We start from the raw sequence: 16173 nt of genomic DNA on the forward strand, positions 1-16173 counted from the left end.
GCACGCGTAGTTTATCGGTTGTTAACCGGATCGCACAGTGACGACTACCTCAGGCATTCGTCGCAAATTCGCCTCAACCGCAATTGGCTGACCTTTGTTCTGACGCGTTTTCTTACGCGAGCCGGATTCCATCCCGCATCACGTGCGGGACGGGCTTCGCTCGAAAACGCTATGCCGATCAAAATCGAAAGGTCATGCCGACATGGCTGCGTGCAAAGCCGAGCCGTTCGTAAAATCGCTGCGCATCGACGCGGGTGTGATGCGTCAACAGTTCGACCAGCTTGCATCCCCGCGCGCGTGCTTCCGCAACCGCCCACTGCACCATCTGCTCGCCGATGCCGCGGCTGCGGCAATGGCTGGCGACGCGGACATCCTCGATCAGGCCGCGCGAGGCGCCCTGAGAACTCAGCCCCGGCAGAATGCAGAGCTGCAGGCAGCCGACCACGGCGCCCTCGCCGCCCTCGGCGACGACGAGGAGAATATTCGGATCGCGTGTGAGCTGCTCGAACGCCGTGAAATAAGATTGCGGCAGCGGATCCTCGATCCGTTCACGACCGCCGCCGAGCGGATCGTCCGCCAGCATGGCGACGATGGTGCCGACGTCCTCACGGCGCGCGCGGCGGATGGTAACCTCTGAGACGGCAGACATGACGATTTCCGGTGAAGTCAACGCGCCGGCGGCAGGCCGAGGAATTTTTCGGTCTCGCCGATCCAGCGGCGCACCGCGGCGTAGCCGTCGAGATGAAAGCCGCCTTCATGCGCGACGCGGGTATAGGCCAGCAGCGATATGTCGGCGAGCGTGACGGCGTCGCCGGCCAAAAATGGCGTGATGGCGAGCTGGTGCTCCATCCGCGCCAGCGCCGCATAGCCGCGCTTGACCTTGTCGGGATCGAGGTCGGAAGCCGGCTTCTTCAGATAGAACATCTGGAAGCGGCATACGGCAATGTAGGGCTCATGACTGTACTGTTCCCAGAACAGCCACTCGTCCATCTTCCCTGCCGCGAACGCATCCTGCGGAATGAGATGAGAACCGCGGGCGAGATAACGGATGATGGCATTGGATTGCGCCAGCGTGCGGCCGTCGTCGAGCTCGACAGCAGGCACCTGGCCGGCGCCGTTGAGCTTGAGGAACTCCGCGGTGCGCGTCTCGCCCTTGAGCGTATCGACCGCTATCCAGGTGTAGGGCAGCGCGAGATGGTCGCACACCCACTTCACCTTCAGGCAATTTCCGGAATTGGTATCGCCGTAGACTTTCATGCGCAGCCCTCGCTAACGGCGACACTGCAACAGGTGGCGGCAAATCTGTCAACGGCGTCCGGATCGGCGCCGCCGCGACGGGATCAGAATTTGTAGCCGAGGCCGGCGCGGACGGTGTTGATGTTGGTTTCGATATCCGACGTCACCCGCCGATATTCGTATTCGGTGCGCATGAACAGGCCACCCACCAGCATCACGTCGATGCCGACGCCCGCGCTGTATCCATAGACCAGCTTGGTCTTGCTGGCGGCGCTCGTCCCCAGTACCGGGTACGGAAAGGCCGAGATGGTGCGATCGACGGTCTGGCTGCCGAAGCCGGTGCCGGCAAAGGCGTAAGGCAGGAAGCACCCCATGACGTAGCCGGCGCGGACGCGCAGCGAGCCGAAGTCGGAGAGCTTTACGACCGCGTTCGAATGCGTCAGGCTGTGGAACGAGAGGTCGGTATTATATATCACCCCCATTGAATCCGAGACCGAACGAATGCCGTCATGGATGTAGTTCGCCTCCAGACTGAGCACGACGTCTTCCCATTGCGAGTTGTATCCCGCGAACGCACCAAAGCCGGTGGTGTTGCTGTGCGCGTTGGGCAAAGGTCGCCAGTTGTAATTGACGCCGGTCGGCGGACGGAAGCTCGATTGCAGGTCGGTGTTGGCGCCGGGCGGCACCTTCGAAGTGACCGAGCCGTAGCTCACCTGACCGCCGACATAGTAGCCCTGCCAGTTGACCTTGGCGCTGGTCAGGCCGTCGGTGAAGCTGCCGCGGAGAAACGGCAGGTCCGGCATATCGGCCGCTTGGGCGACACTCGCCGCTCCACACATCACAGCCACCAGCAAGAATCGACGCATCGCAACGCTCCATCCGACACTCTGAACTTGACGATGATCATCGCCTGTTAACCTTAACCAATCGTTGTCGCGGCATCCAATTGGCAACATCTTGTCGGAAAGCCGGCGAACATTTTTCGCCAGCCGCCGCATCCACATCCGCATACGTCAAAAGAAAAACGGCGCGGGAAGCTCCCGCGCCGTCTGCAATCGTTAACGAATGGAAGCCGCGATTAACCTTTGCGGATCAGCGGCGGCGCGTAAACCTGCGGGCTGGTCAGATCCCAGCGCACGCCGAGCTTCAGGTCATGCGAGGTGATGTTCTTGAAGGTCATCGGATTGTTGATGCCGTTGGTGCCGTCGAACGCACGAAGGTCGCCCGTCAGGCCATCGCCCATGTCGAGATAGCGATAGGCGAGTTCGACAGTGAAGTTCGGCGTGACCTTGTAGGCCAGACCGGCATGGACCGCCCAGGCGAAGTTCCACCTCGAAAAGTTGTCGGCATGGGCGAGGCCGGCCAACGCGGGGCCAACGCCGCCGTTCAGCGCAATGCTCTGGTCGGTGAAGCCGTTGATTGCAACCCGCGCGCCACCGACGCCGGCGCCGATGAACGGGGTGATGCACCACCAGGTGCCGAGATCGACATAGGCGTTGGCGAGCACGACCCACTCGTTCTTGGTGGCGTGATAAGTGTCGGTGCCGACGCCGCCCACATAGGTGATGCGGTCGGTGCCGTGGAACTGCGAGTTGCCGCGGTACTCACCGGTGACGTCGGCGCGGAACCAGTTGTTGACCTTGTAACCGACGCCGACGCCGAAGATGCCGGCGCTGTTGAAGTTGTTCCTCTGCACCGACGAAGTAAGCGTGGAATCGAGCGCGTTGTTCAGACGATCGACGCGCTGGTTGCTGAAGCCGATATCGCCGCGCAGATACCAGCCGCCGAAGTCTTCGACCACCGGGGCCGGCGCGTATGCTGGAGGAGGCGCGATCGCCATGTCGGCAGCAAACGCCGCCTGCGACAATAATGTGGCCGCACCGGCGGCAATGAAAGACTTAACGCTACGCATGGGCTTCGTCCTTTTGTCCGGTGAGGCTGACTGCAATGAGCCCCACTTCAAAAACTCACGGACGGACGATGGCATTAAATGCTTAAGCGGCGCTTAACCCTAATTTTTAAGGTTGACAAACTCTGACTTTTTTTCGCGACTCTATTTGCAACGCGAGTCACGATGCATTTGCACCAACGAAAAATGGCGAAACCGCCATACATCCTAACGGTGTATTGCGAGAAATCCGCCCGCCGCCGCACCGTTAAGATTTCGTTGATGCGGTGAGCTGCGCCCTCGCCGCGCGCTCAACGCGCGTGCTTTGGCATCTTCGGCAGGAACACCGCGAGCAGACCGAGCGCGGGCAGGAACGCGCAGAGGTGATAGACGAAGGCGATCCCGGTGTGATCGGCGAGCTTGCCGAGCACGGCTGCGCCAAGTCCGCCGATGCCGAAGGCGACGCCGAAGAACACCCCGGAGATCATCCCGAAGCGATGTGGCATCAGTTCCTGTGCGAACACGATGATCGAGGACGTCGCCGACGAGAGGATGAGGCCAATGAAAACCGTCAGCACGGCGCTTGCGGCAAGACCGGCATAGGGCAGCGCCAGCGTGAACGGAAGCGCGCCCAGGATCGAGAACCAGATGATGTATTTGCGGCCGAAGCGGTCGCCGAGCGGCCCGCCGAAGAACGCACCCACCGCATTGGCGGCAAGGAAGATGAAGAGATAGAGCTGGGCTGCCTGGGTCGACACCTGAAACTTGTCGATCAGATAGAAGATGTAATAGCTCGACAGGCTCGACACGTAGAGCTGTTTTGAAAACAGCAGCGCCACCAGCACCGCAAGCGCAATTTTTACGCGCCGGGAATCCGGCAAATCAGGGTGACGTTCCACCGCCGCCGATTTCTTCGTCGCGATCTGCGGCTTGTACCAGACGCCGATCCGCCACAGGATCACGATCGCCAGAAACGCGATCGATGAAAACCAGGCGATGGATGGCTGGCCGAACGGCACCACAATCAGCGCCGCCAGCACCGGCCCCATCGACGTGCCGAAACTGCCGCCGAGCTGAAACACCGATTGCGCAAAACCGTAGCGGCCGCCCGAGGCGAGACGCGCGATCCGCGCCGACTCCGGATGGAACACCGCCGAGCCGAGGCCGACCAGCGCCGCCGAGATCAGGATCAAGGGATAGAGATGCGCGACGCTCAGCAGCAGCAATCCGAAGAAGGTGAAACCCATCCCGATCGCGAGCGAGAACGGCTGCGCCTTCTTGTCGGTGAAATGCCCGACGACAGGCTGCAGTAGCGACGCGGTAAACTGGAACGCCAGCGTGATCATGCCGATCTGCCCGTAGTCCAGCGCGTAAGCATCCTTCAGGATCGGATAGACCGAGGCGATCAGCGACTGCATGGTGTCGTTGAGGAAATGCGAGAAGCTGATGCCGGTCAGCACGACATAAGCCGGCCCCGCGACAGCCGCTTTGGCGGCAAGGCCCGGCGCCACGTCCGGCACGACTACCGGCGCAGTCGCCGTTTCCTCTGACACGATGACGGGCTTGTTCAAGGGCGCATTCCCGAAAAGAATCGCGGACAGGCGATGTCTCGTGTTCTACGATCGGGCTATCGTCGCGACCAGCATCAATAGCTTATGGCTGCGATGCGTTGCCGCACCACCGATCAGCGATCCCGCGCCATCAGAATAAAGCTGGCTTATGCCGCCGCGGCGTGGCCGAGCGCGTTGACGATCTGATCGACGACGTCCTCGACCAGGATGCGATCGTCGCCCTCGCCCATCACGCGGATCACCGGCTCGGTGCCGGACGAGCGGACCAGGAGACGGCCGTGGCCGTTGAGGCGATTCTCGCCATCCATGATCGCCGATTTGACCTCGGCATCGTCGAGCGGCTTGCCTGACCGGTAGCGCACGTTCTTGAGAATCTGCGGCAGCGGATCGAAGCGGTGGCAGACTTCCGACACCGGACGGCGAAGCTTTTGCACCACGGCCAGCACCTGCAGCGCGGCGACGAAGCCGTCACCTGTCGTGGCGTAGTCGGAAAGAATGATATGGCCCGAAGGCTCGCCGCCGAGATTGTAGCCCTGCTTGAGCATCTGCTCGAGCACGTAGCGGTCGCCGACCGGCGTGCGCACCATGCCGATGCCCTGCCCTTCCAGGAAACGCTCGAGCCCGAGATTCGACATCACGGTGGCGACGATGCCGGGCTTGGCGAGACGGCCGTCTTCCTTCCAGCTTTGCGCGATCACCGCGAGCAGCTGGTCGCCGTCGACCACGTGGCCGCGCTCGTCGACCAGGATGACGCGATCGGCGTCGCCGTCGAGCGCGATGCCGATATCGGCGCGCATCTCGCGCACCTTTTTCGCCAGCGCTTCCGGCGAGGTCGAGCCGCATTCCTTGTTGATGTTGAAACCGTCGGGTTCGACGCCGATCGCAATCACATCGGCGCCCAGCTCCCACAGCGCTTCCGGCACCACCTTGTAGGCCGCGCCGTGCGCGCAATCGACCACCACGCGCAAGCCGTCGAGCGAGAGCTCGCGCGGCAGCGTGCGCTTGGCGAATTCGATATAGCGATCATGGACGCCGTCGATGCGGCGGGCACGCCCGAGGCTGGCGCTCTGCGCCAGCCGGCGGTCGATCGGCTCGTCGAGCAACTGCTCGATCTGCTTTTCGACATCGTCGGACAGTTTGAAACCCTGCGGGCCGAACAGCTTGATGCCGTTGTCCTCGAACAAATTGTGGGAAGCGGAAATCATCACGCCGAGATCGGCGCGCATCGACTTGGTCAGCATCGCGACCGCCGGCGTCGGCATCGGGCCGAGCAGCAGCACGTCCATGCCGACCGAGGTAAAGCCGGCCACCATGGCGTATTCGATCATGTAGCCGGAGAGACGGGTGTCCTTGCCGATGACGACGCGGTGGCGATGATCGCCGCGCTGAAACACCAGGCCGGCCGCCTGCCCCACCTTGAGCGCGAGCTCCGGCGTGATCAGACCATTGGCGCGGCCCCGAATTCCGTCGGTACCGAAATATTTACGGCTCATGTGACCCCCAGCGATTCCAGGGCTTCTTCAGGCCATTACGGCCACGAATCCCTGAACGCCCTCCATCGTAGCGTGCAGGGGTTATAATCCCTCGGCCGCTAAAATGGCTTCAAAAAATATGATGAATCATTACGGCCATTAGCGGTCACGACCAACGCATAACCCTTTGTTATGACGTGGTATTCTTGCAGAACCACCGCGCCGGGTCAAGGCGCTAGCCGCCGCGCTTGACGTGATGGTCGCCCTTCGAGGGCGGCGGCTGGGTGACATTGACGGGATCGGAGGCCGGAAAGGTCTCTTCAAGGCCCTCGTCCAGGGCGTCGTCGAGCCGGCGCTTTTCCTCGCGCTCCTCGGCGCCGGTGTCGGGACTGGAGGCCTTGCGCGGTCCGGTCATGGGATGTCCCTTCCTCGGGAATGGCGCCGCCAGACGCGATTTGGCTCGCCACCCAACCATGGTAGATGACACCCCAGCCACCGAATTCAAGAAGGGGCCGGAATGTCCATGAAGCACATCACCTGCATCGAAGATCTGCGCCAGTTGCACAAGCGGCGCGTTCCGAAGGCCTTCTTCGACTATTGCGACCGCGGCTCCTACACCGAGGACACGCTGCGCGCCAATTCCGAGGATCTTGCGCAGATCAAGTTTCGCCAGCGTATCTTGGTCGATGTCTCCAAGCGCAATCTCTCCACCACGATTCTCGGCGAGCCCGCCGCAATGCCCTTGATCCTCGCTCCCGTGGGCCTGCTCGGCATGCAGCATGGCGACGGCGAGATCCACGCCTGCCGCGCGGCCCAGGCGGCCGGCATTCCCTTTACCCAGAGCACGATGTCGATCTGCTCGATCGAAGATATCGCAGCCGCCGTCGACAAGCCATTCTGGTTCCAGCTCTACGTGATGAAGGACCGCGGCTTCATCAAGGCGCTGATCGAACGCGCGATCGCGGCGAAATGTTCGGCGCTGGTGCTGACCGTCGACCTGCAGGTGATCGGGCAGCGCCACCAGGACATCAAGAACGGCATGACGGTGCCGCCGGAATGGTCGCTGGCGAAGCTGATCGATTTCGCCAGCAAGCCCTCATGGGTCGCCGGCGTGCTGCGCGGCAAGCGCCGCAGCTTCGGCAACATCGTCGGCCACGTCAAAGGCACCGAGGATCTCACCAAACTGGCGGAATGGACCGCGTCGCAGTTCGACACCTCGCTGAACTGGAAGGACCTCGACTGGATCCGCTCGATCTGGCCGGGCAAGCTGATCCTGAAGGGCATTTTGGACGTTGAGGACGCCGAGCTCGCGGCCAAGACCGGCGCGCAGGCCATCGTCGTCTCCAACCATGGCGGCCGGCAGCTCGACGGCGCGCCGTCGTCGATCGAAGTGCTGCCGGAGATCGTCGATACCGTCGGTTCGCAGATGGAGATCATGTTCGACGGCGGCATCCGCACCGGCATGGACGTGGTGCGCGCGCTCGCGCTCGGCGCCAAATCCTGCATGATCGGCCGCGCCTATACCTATGGCCTGGGCGCCGGCGGAGAGGCCGGCGTCGCCAAGGCGCTCGACATCCTTGCCAAGGAAATGCTCACCACCATGGGATTATGCGGCGTCAACACGATTGCCGAGATCGACGATGACGTGCTGGCGGTGTGAGGCGGAGTTAGCACGAATCCCGCAACGGGTCGTCCCCGCCTAGTGCGCAATTGCGCACGGGCGCGGGGACACATACGCCGCGGCCCTTGGTTAAGCGATGTGGTAGACGCCTTCCATCCACAGTGAGCAATTATGGTTGTGGGTGCCTGCTTTCGCGGGACGACTCGCGAATGGAGCGCGACTTTCCTTCCCCCCTTGTGGGAGAAGGAAAGTACGTAGCGCATTGACCGCGTCAGGCTCCCGGCGTGTGTCAGTATCGATACTGGCCGCCGCAGATGTAGTTGCCGTACGCGTCGTAGCAGTTGTTGTAAGAGCCGTAGGCGCCGTAGGCCGCGGCACCAACCGCTGCGGCCCCCACCGCCGCCGCACCGTATCCGCGACGCGGATAATACCCTCCCCGGTAACCATATCCGGCCCGACCTACGCGACCGGCATGAACGGCTCCACCTCGGTAAACGCCTCCAGCTCGGACGGCGCCGCCGTGGAAGCCTCCACCGCCTCGGTATCCGCCACCACCCCCACGGCGCGCGAACGCGTCGTCCGGGATGAGGCTGGCCGTAACCAGAACGAGTGCTGCAAGAACCGGTAGAACATAGCGAAACATGGCGCTTCCTTCCTGTTGATTGGGCCCGATCATTCGGGCTGCAACCAACCCAACTCGCAGTTCTCCACCCCCTGGCAGGGTTCGACTCTGGCTGAACAGGCGCTTGACCTAGATCAAAGCTCTGGCTGGATGGCGCGGTTCCGCCTTGGCCAGGACGTGATGCGCGCACCAAGCGAAGCGTCCTGCCTTCCTTCTCCCCTTGTGGGAGAAGGTGGCTTCGCGCAGCGAAGGCGGATGAGGGGTTGCCTCCGCGGAGAGAACCCCTCATCCGGCACGGACTGCGCGTAGCCGATGCAGTAGCATCGGCGTTCTTGCTGAACGACGGCGGCCGGAGGCCGCCTATGGCCACCTTCTCCCACAAGGGGAGAAGGGAAGTAAGAAAGCTTCGCCTCACATCGGCGGCGTAATCCCGTCGCGGCCGACGTTGACACGGGCGGCTTCGAGCGTGCCGTCGTCCTTCTTCACCGCGCCGAAGATGATGATCTTCGCGCCCGGCTTCAGTTCTGACTTGTCGCCGGCGACGAAGGTGACAATCGGGGTATCCGGCGGCACCACGACTTTCTTTTCCCCGTCCTTGTACTTGACCAAAATGTTCTGCCCGTCGGTGCCCTTCACCGTCTGGGCAACGGTGGCATTGGTCATGGTCGAGTTCGGCCGCTGATCCCAAGGCCGGAAACCTTCGGCCGCGCCGCGCTGGTTCTCCGGGAAGATATGCACCGCGACCGCCTTCTGGGTGCCGTCCGGCTCCGGCATCGCGGTGACGCCGATATAGGAGCCCTCCTTGATTTCCGACAGCTCGGTCTTGGCGACGCCGAACACCGCGACATTGTCGGTGACACGGACCTTCATGTCGGCGCCCTCGCGCGACTTGATCGACAGCATGGGCAGGTCCACGGCCTCGATGGTGCCGCGAATCCGCACCGTCGGCGGCTGTTGCGCCCACGCCGCCGATCCAAGCAGGGTGACAAAGGCCAGCGAGGCCGCGAGCAGGCGCGGCCATGAAGAAGATTGCAGCATGGTATTCCTCCCGAGGTGTATTGGCGCCCAACTCAACGCAAACACCGGACGGGAACAGCTATTCCAGGCGGCGACTTCACATCGGCGGGGTCAGCCCGTCGCGGCCGACGCTGACGCGGCTGGTCTCGAGCGAGCCGTCCGGCAGCTTCTTCATGAAGGCGATCACCTTGGCGCCGGGCTTGAGGTCGGACTTGTCGGCGGGAACGTAGGTCACGACCGGCGTCTCCGGGGAGACCACGACTTTCTTCTCGCCGTCCTTGTACTTGATCATCAGGGTGTGACCGTCATTGCCGACCACGGACTCCGCCACGGTGGCATTGGTCATGGTGGAGTTGGGACGCAGGTCATAGGGCCGCGAGCCCTCGCCGGTGCCGCGCATGGCTTCCGGAAACACATGCACCTCCACCGCGTTCTGGCTGCCGTCCGGTCCGGGCACCGTGGTGGTGCCGATGAAGGAACCGACCTTGATGTCCGACAGCGAGATTTTGGTGATCCCCACGACCCTGAGATCGCCGGTCATATGCAGCTTCACGTCCTCGCCGCCCCGCGACTTCACGGCGAGCACGTCGCCGTCGACGGCCTCGATGGTGCCGCGAACCCGCGTCGGCGTCGGCGGCTGCTGGGCGATGGCGTAAAGCGTGGAGCCGGCGACCATCGCTATGGCGGCAAGCAGGCGAACGAGTTGAAAGCGACTGACGGACATGGCGGGAATCTCCGGTGGCGGCAGTGACGTAACCATTGACCCCGGCCATTCAAAAAAATTCCGGCTCAAGTCTCCGCGACCAGCCGATCATGTATTCGTGAGATCGGCCTCGACCAGCGCACGAAGTTCCGCCGTCACCTCGGGGCGCCGGCCGAACCACAATTCGAAGCCGCGCACCGCCTGGTGCAGCAGCATGCCGAGCCCGTCTGCGGTCTTCAGGCCGTTAGCACGCGCGGCGGCGAGCAACGGGGTATCGAGCGGCACGTAGACGAGATCGGCGACGACGGCGTATGACGGCAACCGCCCGACGTCGAGCTCGAGCGGCGGCTGGCCCTTCATGCCGAGCGAGGTCGTGTTCACCAGCAGACCGGCGCGCGGCAGGATATCGCCCTGCGCATCCCACGCCACCGGCAGAACGCTCGCGCCGAACTGATCCGCGAGCACGCGGGCGCGCGCGACCGTGCGATTGGCGAGGTGCACGCGCTTGATGCCGCGGTCGAGCAAACCGAACACCACCGCGTGCGCCGCACCGCCGGCGCCGAGCACCAGCGCATCCTCGCAACCGTCCCAGCCGGGCGCGCTGGCGTCGAGATTGTTGATAAACCCTTCGACGTCGGTATTGGTCGAGCAGAGCTCGCCATTCTCGAACCACAATGTATTGGCCGCGCCGACCGCACGCGCCTGCTCGTCCGGCTTCGAGAGCGCAAGCGCGCGCTCCTTGTGCGGCATGGTGACGTTGGCGCCGACGAAGCCGCGCAGCGACAGGCGGAAGATGAAATCCTTGAACTCGTCGGGCGGCACCGCCTCGATGACATAGCCGCCCGCGATGCCCAGCGTCCGCAGCCAGTAATGATGGATCAGCGGCGAGCGCGAATGCGCGGCCGGCCATCCGATCAGGCACGCGGCAGGGGGGTTGGTCACGGCAACAACCTCATAAAGACATCGATGGCCGGGGATGAACCCGGCCACGACGATCAATTTATCTTCCCTGGAGGTGTGTCAAGCCAAACGCAGACTACCGCGGCCGGCCAAGGCCGCGGCGTCCCGCCGTTAACTACGCCGCCACGCGATGCGCGGCGATGATCTGGTCGGCGGCGCGGCCGGTGACTTCGGCCATGCGGTCGAAGGCCCGCGTAAAGCTGCCGGCGCCGGCGGTGGCCGAGCGCAATTCCACGATCAGGTCGCCAATCTCCGCTTCCGGCATGGTGGCGCGGACGCAGTCCCATCCCGACCAGTTCTCGCGGGTGTCGAAGCCCAGGATCTGGCCGCGCCGCGCCGACAGGATGGCGTTGATCTTCGCCGTCGCCTCCGTCGGGCAGACGATCTCCACCATGTGGATCGGCTCCAGCAACACCGGCTGGCACTGCGGCAGCGCCTCACCCATGCCGATCCGCGCCGCCGTGCGGAAGGCGAGATCGGAGGAATCGACGCTGTGATAGGAGCCGTCCGTCAGCGTGACGTTAAGATCGATCACTGGAAAACCGAGCGGCCCCCGCACGAGGCTGTCGACCACGCCCTCCTCGACCGCGCCGATATAATTGCGCGGCACTGCGCCACCGACCACCTTCTCGTGGAACTCGAAGCCGCTTCCGCGCGGCATCGGCTTGACCTCCAGCACCACGTCGCCGAACTGGCCATGGCCGCCGGACTGCTTCTTGTGACGGCCGCGCTGGGTGACCGATTTGCGGATGGTCTCCTGATAGCCGATCGCGGGTGCTTGCGATTTGGCGTTGACGCCGAAGCGGTCCTTGAGCCGCTCGAGCGCGACGCGCAGATGCATCTCGCCCTGCCCCCACAGCACGATGTCATGGGTCTGCTGGTTCTGGATCATCGTCAGCGACGGATCCTCCTCGTTCAGCCGCAACAGCGCCTGCCCGAGCTTGACGTCGTCCTTGCGGTCGGTCGCCGCAAGCGACATCGCCAGCACCGGCGGCGTCGGCTCGATGCGCACGAGCGCGGCCGGCGCGGTCTTGCCGTTCGAGAGCGTGTCGCCGGTCTTGATCGCTTCGAGCTTGCCGAGCGCGTTCGTGTCTCCGACCTCGGCCGCGGCCCGCTTGGTGTCGTGTCCGCCGCTCACCGCGAGAATACCGGAAACCCGCCCGGCCTCACCGGAGGAAGATTGCAGCGTCGCGCCGTCATCGAGATGGCCGGCGAGCAGCCGCACCAGCGACAGCTTGCCGCCGTGCTGCAGATGCTGCGTCTTGAACACATAGGCCAGCGCCTCCTTTTGCGCCGACACGCCGAGCCGCTTCGCCGTCTCGCTCACCCCGGGCGCTTCATGCCGCAGCGCCTTCATCAGCCGCAGCACGCCGTTTTCGCGCGCCGCGGCGCCCAGCAGCACCGGGCAGATCAGGCCTTCGCGCAATTCGCGGGCGAGATCGTCGAACACCGCGTCGCGCGGCGGCTGGATGTCCTCCAGCAACTGCTCCATCAGCGCGTCGTCGTGGTCGGCGAGTTTTTCAAGCATCGAGAAGCGCGCTTCCTTCTCGCGGTCGAGGTTGCCGCCTTCCAATGCAACGACCTCGGACGGCTTGTGCTCGCGATAAACAAAGGCGCGCTCCAGCGCGAGATCGACAAAACCTTCGATCAACTCGCCGTTCCAGATCGGGATCTGCCGCAGCACCAGCGGCACGCGCGAGGCCGGCTGCAACGTCGCCAGCGTCTCGCGGATGCGCTTGTTGGCGCGGTCGATCTTGTTCAAAAACAGAAAACGCGGAATGCCCAAATCTTCCAGCTCGCGCAAGATGATCTGCAGTTGCGGCAGCTTCTTCTCGTCCGCCTCGCAGACCACGACCGCGGCATCGACCGCGGGCAACGCGGCGCGCATGTCATGCGCGAACTCGATCGAGCCGGGACAATCGATAATGGTGTAACTGTCGCCCATGAAGGTGGTGGTGGCGGCGCTTAGGCCCACGCCCATCTTGTGATGGCGCGCCTCGGGGCTGGCATCGCCGACGGAAGTTCCGGCATCGACGCTGCCGGCATTTTTAATGGCGCCCGTTCGCGCCAATATCGCCTCCAACAGTGTGGTTTTACCGCTCTGGAAAGGGCCCACCAGTGCAATGCACCGTGGACCGCGGGGACTTCTGACGTCTTGTCCCATTGCCGCCTCCTTTGTTTGGAGCTCGGCCCGTGATTGGGTCGGCGACTTCCAATGCTCCGCCTGTCTCGTGATTTTGGCAAGCGGGAAAAATTCGCTGCGGTGCGGCGAGGCCCAAAAGGCTAAACGCCGTCATTGCGACCGAAGCGAAGCAATCCATTCCGCGCAAACGGAAAAGCGTGGATTGCTTCGTCGCTAACGCTCCCCGCAAATGACGGTGGTAGACAACGAAAGTTAACGCCCCGGCAGGAGTTCCAGGCGCTTCAATCCGGCAGCAATGCTGACGCCGGCCTGGCCCTGCACGCGGAGCGGCTGCAGTACGATCGAATTCGCGGAGCCGCCGGCCAGCACGTTGCCGACGACGACGCCGAGGTCTGCCCTGCGCGGCGTTTGCTATGCCCGGCGGTCGGAACAGCCATCGATGAACTCGGCAAGGAGGCCCGTGATCTCGGTTGGTCGCTCCAGGCTCGGCAGATGGGCCGTGCCGGTCAACATATGGCCCGACCCGTTCGACATCGTCGTTGCGATATGACGGCATCGTTCCTGAATGTGCGGGAAATCGAGGTCACCCCAGATCACAAGCGATGGTGCCGATATCTCGCCGAGACGATGGAAGGTGGGCGCGACATCGAGGTTCGAGCCAACCGGCGGCGACCGTAGCGCAATGGCGTTCATATCGAGGAGCAGCCGGCGCGCCTCACCTGTGACACGACCCTCGGGCTGCAATGGACCATCCAGCCAAAGATGAGCTTTGATGGCGTTCACGCGATCCAGATCGCCGGCTTGTTCGGCGTCCTTAAGCCTGGCCATCAGGCGCTCGATGTCGGGCGGATAGATCGGCTCAGGCGCGCCGCTCGCGGCGGGCGCAATGAGAACGAGGGCGCGGACATGGGATGGATACCGAAGCGCGGTGTCGAGCGCGACCCGTCCACCCTGGGAGCATCCAACAAGGATCGCCGGCGCGCCGTTCCCGACGGCATCAATCACCGCCATCAAATCCGCGACTGCGGAAAAGTCTTCCATTTCCGCGCGCGTCTCGCCAAAGCCGCGCCGATCATACGCGATCGCCTTGTTGCTTGCGCCGACGGCATCGAGTTGCGCGCGCCACATGCGGCTGTCGCAGACCGCGGCATGCAGAAAGACAACGGGGTCGCCGTCGCCGACGACTTTCGCAGCCAGCCTGGCTTGGCCGGACGCAATCTGATGATTTGAACTCATGACTTATGCTAGCCGGTGCCGGAGGGGGCGGCCAGCAAGCAGCCCGCGAGAGCGCAACGCTATGCGCGGAAAAGGACAAGCCAGAAGGCCGGATGTTCCCTCTCCCGTCATTGCGAGCGAAGCGAAGCAATCCATCTATCCCCGCGCGGAGATGTGGATTGCTTCGCTTCGCTCGCAATGACTTGGAGACGGCGTTAACTAACGCCCCGGCCGCAATTCCAGGCTTTCCAATCCGGCAGCAATGCTGACGCCGACCTGGCCCTGCACGCTGAGCGGCTGCAGCGCGATCGAATTGGCGGAGCCACCGACCAGCACGTTGCCGCCAACACCGACGCCGAGCGTGGCGCTGCCCTGCGCGCCGAAATAATCGCCGGACAGACCGCCCGGCCCGAGCCGCGCTACAGGTGCGAACACGCCCCAGGCCAGCGCCGATTCCTGGGTGATGCCGAGATCGAGTCCGACTTTGCGGATGGTGGCGATGTAGCGATCCTCCGGCATCCCTTCGGCGCGCAGCACGCAGCCGAGATTGGTGACGGAACCGACGATGAACCCAACGCTGGCGCCGCCGCGGCACTCCAGCACGCCGACCTGCACGCGCTGCATCTGCTGCGCATTGGCGCCGCCGATCGACAAAGCCAGCACGGCGAGCGCGGCAGCGGCAAGGATGAGAGAACGACGCATGAAGTAATCTCCGGCTGAAAAACTGTGATGCAAGCAGAGAATCAAAAACAACGCCGTACCCGCGACGCTCGCCGTTCTATGCCACAACATCACGGGCCGTGCCAGATTGGCGGAAGAAGCGCCTAACCGATTCAGAGGCGAAAGTCATTTCGGTGCGCGCGAAGTGAGACTTCCGCTCCACGTTCGTGCAGCTGGGATTGGGTCCATCAAGCTTCGTGTCCGGTCAGAAGCTCTTGACAGGCGAATATAGGTATATATCTATAATGTCGTGAAGGATTTGCTCCGCGCTATCAAACCTGCGGTTTTCGTAGGCTCCAGCCGAAAGGACCTGCAAGGATTTCCGGCGGCCGTCCGCAGCGGGATCGGGCAAGCCCTTTTCGAAGCTCAGATCGGGGAGCATCCGCACAATGCCAAGCCCTTGAAGGGTTTGAGCGGGGTTTTGGAGATTCGCGACAACTTTGACGGCGATACCTATCGAGCCGTCTACACGGTGCGTCTTGAGGGCATCCTGTACGTCCTGCACGCGTTCCAAAAAAAATCCACTAGCGGGAAAGCCACCCCGCAGCGGCACATGGACCTGATACGCCAGCGCTTGCGCGACGCCGAAACCATTCACCAAGCGACCAAGGGAGTTCGATGATGAGCGCCAAAAAAAAGCTACCCACCCATGAGGTCGGAAGCGGCAATATCTTCGCTGACCTTGGCCTGCCCAATGCGGAGGAACACCAGCTCAAGGCTGCTCTAGTGGTGCAGTTGAAGCGCCTGATCGCCGAACGTGGCCTGACCCAAGTCGCGGCAGCCAAGCTGATCGAGATGAAACAGCCCGACCTGTCGAAGCTGCTGCGTGGCCAGTTCCGGCTTGTTTCCGTGGAAAAGCTGATGCGGATGCTCACCGCCTTCGATCAGGACGTAGAGATTACGTTGAAGCCGCATCGCAAACGCGGCGGGCCCGGCCGGATTACCTTCGTTGCGGCCGCGTAGAACAAATGGACTCGATCGAGATGACGAAAAAAAAGGCCCGCT

17 protein-coding genes and 1 pseudogene are annotated in these 16173 nt (G+C 63.3%); 3 read left to right on the forward strand and 15 right to left on the reverse strand.

What is annotated here, in order from left to right:
- Nucleotides 1-178: 178 nt before the first annotated feature.
- The 7 genes from IVB05_RS36120 to IVB05_RS36150 all read right to left on the reverse strand — a co-directional run bounded on the left by IVB05_RS36120 (nucleotide 179) and on the right by IVB05_RS36150 (nucleotide 6582).
- The gene (locus IVB05_RS36120) at nucleotides 179-649 is read right to left on the reverse strand and encodes a GNAT family N-acetyltransferase (protein WP_247780828.1); all 471 of its coding nucleotides are present in this window, start codon (nucleotides 647-649) and stop codon (nucleotides 179-181) included.
- Nucleotides 650-666: 17 nt separating this feature from the next.
- Nucleotides 667-1257, reverse strand: a complete 591-nt coding sequence (locus IVB05_RS36125) for a glutathione S-transferase family protein (RefSeq protein ID WP_247780830.1) — start codon at nucleotides 1255-1257, stop codon at nucleotides 667-669.
- Between the two features lie 83 nt (nucleotides 1258-1340).
- Entirely contained in the window at nucleotides 1341-2102 is a 762-nt protein-coding gene (locus tag IVB05_RS36130; RefSeq protein ID WP_247780832.1) for an outer membrane beta-barrel protein, read from the reverse strand.
- A gap of 212 nt (nucleotides 2103-2314) precedes the next feature.
- Nucleotides 2315-3148: an outer membrane beta-barrel protein gene (locus IVB05_RS36135; protein WP_247780834.1), complete on the reverse strand. Its 834-nt coding sequence runs from the start codon at nucleotides 3146-3148 to the stop codon at nucleotides 2315-2317.
- A 287-nt stretch (nucleotides 3149-3435) separates the two neighbouring features.
- A complete protein-coding gene (locus tag IVB05_RS36140; RefSeq protein WP_247780835.1) occupies nucleotides 3436-4695 on the reverse strand; it encodes an MFS transporter in 1260 nt (419 codons plus the stop codon).
- A gap of 146 nt (nucleotides 4696-4841) precedes the next feature.
- Nucleotides 4842-6188: a phosphoglucosamine mutase gene (glmM, locus tag IVB05_RS36145; RefSeq protein WP_247780837.1), complete on the reverse strand. Its 1347-nt coding sequence runs from the start codon at nucleotides 6186-6188 to the stop codon at nucleotides 4842-4844.
- A 214-nt stretch (nucleotides 6189-6402) separates the two neighbouring features.
- Entirely contained in the window at nucleotides 6403-6582 is a 180-nt protein-coding gene (locus IVB05_RS36150; RefSeq protein WP_247780839.1) for a hypothetical protein, read from the reverse strand.
- A 108-nt stretch (nucleotides 6583-6690) separates the two neighbouring features.
- On the opposite strand from IVB05_RS36150, the gene IVB05_RS36155 reads away from it, so the two are divergent.
- Entirely contained in the window at nucleotides 6691-7827 is a 1137-nt protein-coding gene (locus IVB05_RS36155) for an alpha-hydroxy acid oxidase (protein ID WP_247787259.1), read from the forward strand.
- 250 nt (nucleotides 7828-8077) lie between these two features.
- Here the strand turns inward: IVB05_RS36155 and IVB05_RS36160 are convergent, their stop codons facing one another.
- From IVB05_RS36160 to IVB05_RS36195, 8 genes and pseudogenes are all read right to left on the reverse strand, one after another.
- Nucleotides 8078-8431 carry a hypothetical protein gene (locus tag IVB05_RS36160; RefSeq protein WP_247780841.1) on the reverse strand — a complete coding sequence of 118 codons (354 nt, stop codon included), beginning with the start codon at nucleotides 8429-8431 and terminating at the stop codon, nucleotides 8078-8080.
- Between the two features lie 390 nt (nucleotides 8432-8821).
- A complete protein-coding gene (locus IVB05_RS36165; RefSeq protein ID WP_247780842.1) occupies nucleotides 8822-9448 on the reverse strand; it encodes a hypothetical protein in 627 nt (208 codons plus the stop codon).
- 76 nt (nucleotides 9449-9524) lie between these two features.
- Complete coding sequence (locus IVB05_RS36170) at nucleotides 9525-10151, reverse strand: hypothetical protein (protein WP_247780844.1); 627 nt, start codon at nucleotides 10149-10151, stop codon at nucleotides 9525-9527.
- Nucleotides 10152-10238: 87 nt separating this feature from the next.
- Nucleotides 10239-11072: a shikimate dehydrogenase gene (locus tag IVB05_RS36175; RefSeq protein WP_247780846.1), complete on the reverse strand. Its 834-nt coding sequence runs from the start codon at nucleotides 11070-11072 to the stop codon at nucleotides 10239-10241.
- A 133-nt stretch (nucleotides 11073-11205) separates the two neighbouring features.
- Complete coding sequence (locus IVB05_RS36180; RefSeq protein WP_247780848.1) at nucleotides 11206-13254, reverse strand: elongation factor G; 2049 nt, start codon at nucleotides 13252-13254, stop codon at nucleotides 11206-11208.
- A 231-nt stretch (nucleotides 13255-13485) separates the two neighbouring features.
- A pseudogene (locus IVB05_RS36185) lies at nucleotides 13486-13629 on the reverse strand (DUF992 domain-containing protein); the annotation flags it as partial.
- Nucleotides 13630-13644: 15 nt separating this feature from the next.
- Nucleotides 13645-14469 (reverse strand): alpha/beta hydrolase, encoded by an 825-nt coding sequence (locus IVB05_RS36190; RefSeq protein WP_247780850.1) that lies wholly within the window; start codon nucleotides 14467-14469, stop codon nucleotides 13645-13647.
- Nucleotides 14470-14667: 198 nt separating this feature from the next.
- The gene (locus tag IVB05_RS36195) at nucleotides 14668-15150 is read right to left on the reverse strand and encodes a DUF992 domain-containing protein (protein WP_247780852.1); all 483 of its coding nucleotides are present in this window, start codon (nucleotides 15148-15150) and stop codon (nucleotides 14668-14670) included.
- Between the two features lie 268 nt (nucleotides 15151-15418).
- On the opposite strand from IVB05_RS36195, the gene IVB05_RS36200 reads away from it, so the two are divergent.
- Together IVB05_RS36200 and IVB05_RS36205 are read left to right on the forward strand one after the other, a co-directional pair.
- Nucleotides 15419-15790: a type II toxin-antitoxin system RelE/ParE family toxin gene (locus IVB05_RS36200; RefSeq protein WP_247780854.1), complete on the forward strand. Its 372-nt coding sequence runs from the start codon at nucleotides 15419-15421 to the stop codon at nucleotides 15788-15790.
- Nucleotides 15787-16131, forward strand: a complete 345-nt coding sequence (locus tag IVB05_RS36205) for a helix-turn-helix transcriptional regulator (protein WP_247780856.1) — start codon at nucleotides 15787-15789, stop codon at nucleotides 16129-16131. The genes IVB05_RS36200 and IVB05_RS36205 overlap by 4 nt, the downstream gene beginning before the upstream one ends.
- The last annotated feature ends 42 nt before the right edge of the window (nucleotides 16132-16173 follow it).

Origin of the sequence: Bradyrhizobium sp. 170 (assembly GCF_023101085.1) — a bacterium.
Taxonomy (GTDB): domain Bacteria; phylum Pseudomonadota; class Alphaproteobacteria; order Rhizobiales; family Xanthobacteraceae; genus Bradyrhizobium.

What these genes read in the sequence shown, in the direction of transcription:
- IVB05_RS36120 (WP_247780828.1), bottom strand. Translation starts at nt 649, where the DNA reads ATGTCTGCCGTCTCAGAGGTTACCATCCGCCGCGCGCGCCGTGAGGAC.
- IVB05_RS36125 (WP_247780830.1), bottom strand. Translation starts at nt 1,257, where the DNA reads ATGAAAGTCTACGGCGATACCAATTCCGGAAATTGCCTGAAGGTGAAG.
- IVB05_RS36130 (WP_247780832.1), bottom strand. Translation starts at nt 2,102, where the DNA reads ATGCGTCGATTCTTGCTGGTGGCTGTGATGTGTGGAGCGGCGAGTGTC.
- IVB05_RS36135 (WP_247780834.1), bottom strand. Translation starts at nt 3,148, where the DNA reads ATGCGTAGCGTTAAGTCTTTCATTGCCGCCGGTGCGGCCACATTATTG.
- glmM (WP_247780837.1), bottom strand. Translation starts at nt 6,188, where the DNA reads ATGAGCCGTAAATATTTCGGTACCGACGGAATTCGGGGCCGCGCCAAT.
- IVB05_RS36150 (WP_247780839.1), bottom strand. Translation starts at nt 6,582, where the DNA reads ATGACCGGACCGCGCAAGGCCTCCAGTCCCGACACCGGCGCCGAGGAG.
- IVB05_RS36155 (WP_247787259.1), top strand. Translation starts at nt 6,691, where the DNA reads ATGAAGCACATCACCTGCATCGAAGATCTGCGCCAGTTGCACAAGCGG.
- IVB05_RS36160 (WP_247780841.1), bottom strand. Translation starts at nt 8,431, where the DNA reads ATGTTTCGCTATGTTCTACCGGTTCTTGCAGCACTCGTTCTGGTTACG.
- IVB05_RS36165 (WP_247780842.1), bottom strand. Translation starts at nt 9,448, where the DNA reads ATGCTGCAATCTTCTTCATGGCCGCGCCTGCTCGCGGCCTCGCTGGCC.
- IVB05_RS36170 (WP_247780844.1), bottom strand. Translation starts at nt 10,151, where the DNA reads ATGTCCGTCAGTCGCTTTCAACTCGTTCGCCTGCTTGCCGCCATAGCG.
- IVB05_RS36180 (WP_247780848.1), bottom strand. Translation starts at nt 13,254, where the DNA reads ATGGGACAAGACGTCAGAAGTCCCCGCGGTCCACGGTGCATTGCACTG.
- IVB05_RS36190 (WP_247780850.1), bottom strand. Translation starts at nt 14,469, where the DNA reads ATGAGTTCAAATCATCAGATTGCGTCCGGCCAAGCCAGGCTGGCTGCG.
- IVB05_RS36195 (WP_247780852.1), bottom strand. Translation starts at nt 15,150, where the DNA reads ATGCGTCGTTCTCTCATCCTTGCCGCTGCCGCGCTCGCCGTGCTGGCT.
- IVB05_RS36205 (WP_247780856.1), top strand. Translation starts at nt 15,787, where the DNA reads ATGATGAGCGCCAAAAAAAAGCTACCCACCCATGAGGTCGGAAGCGGC.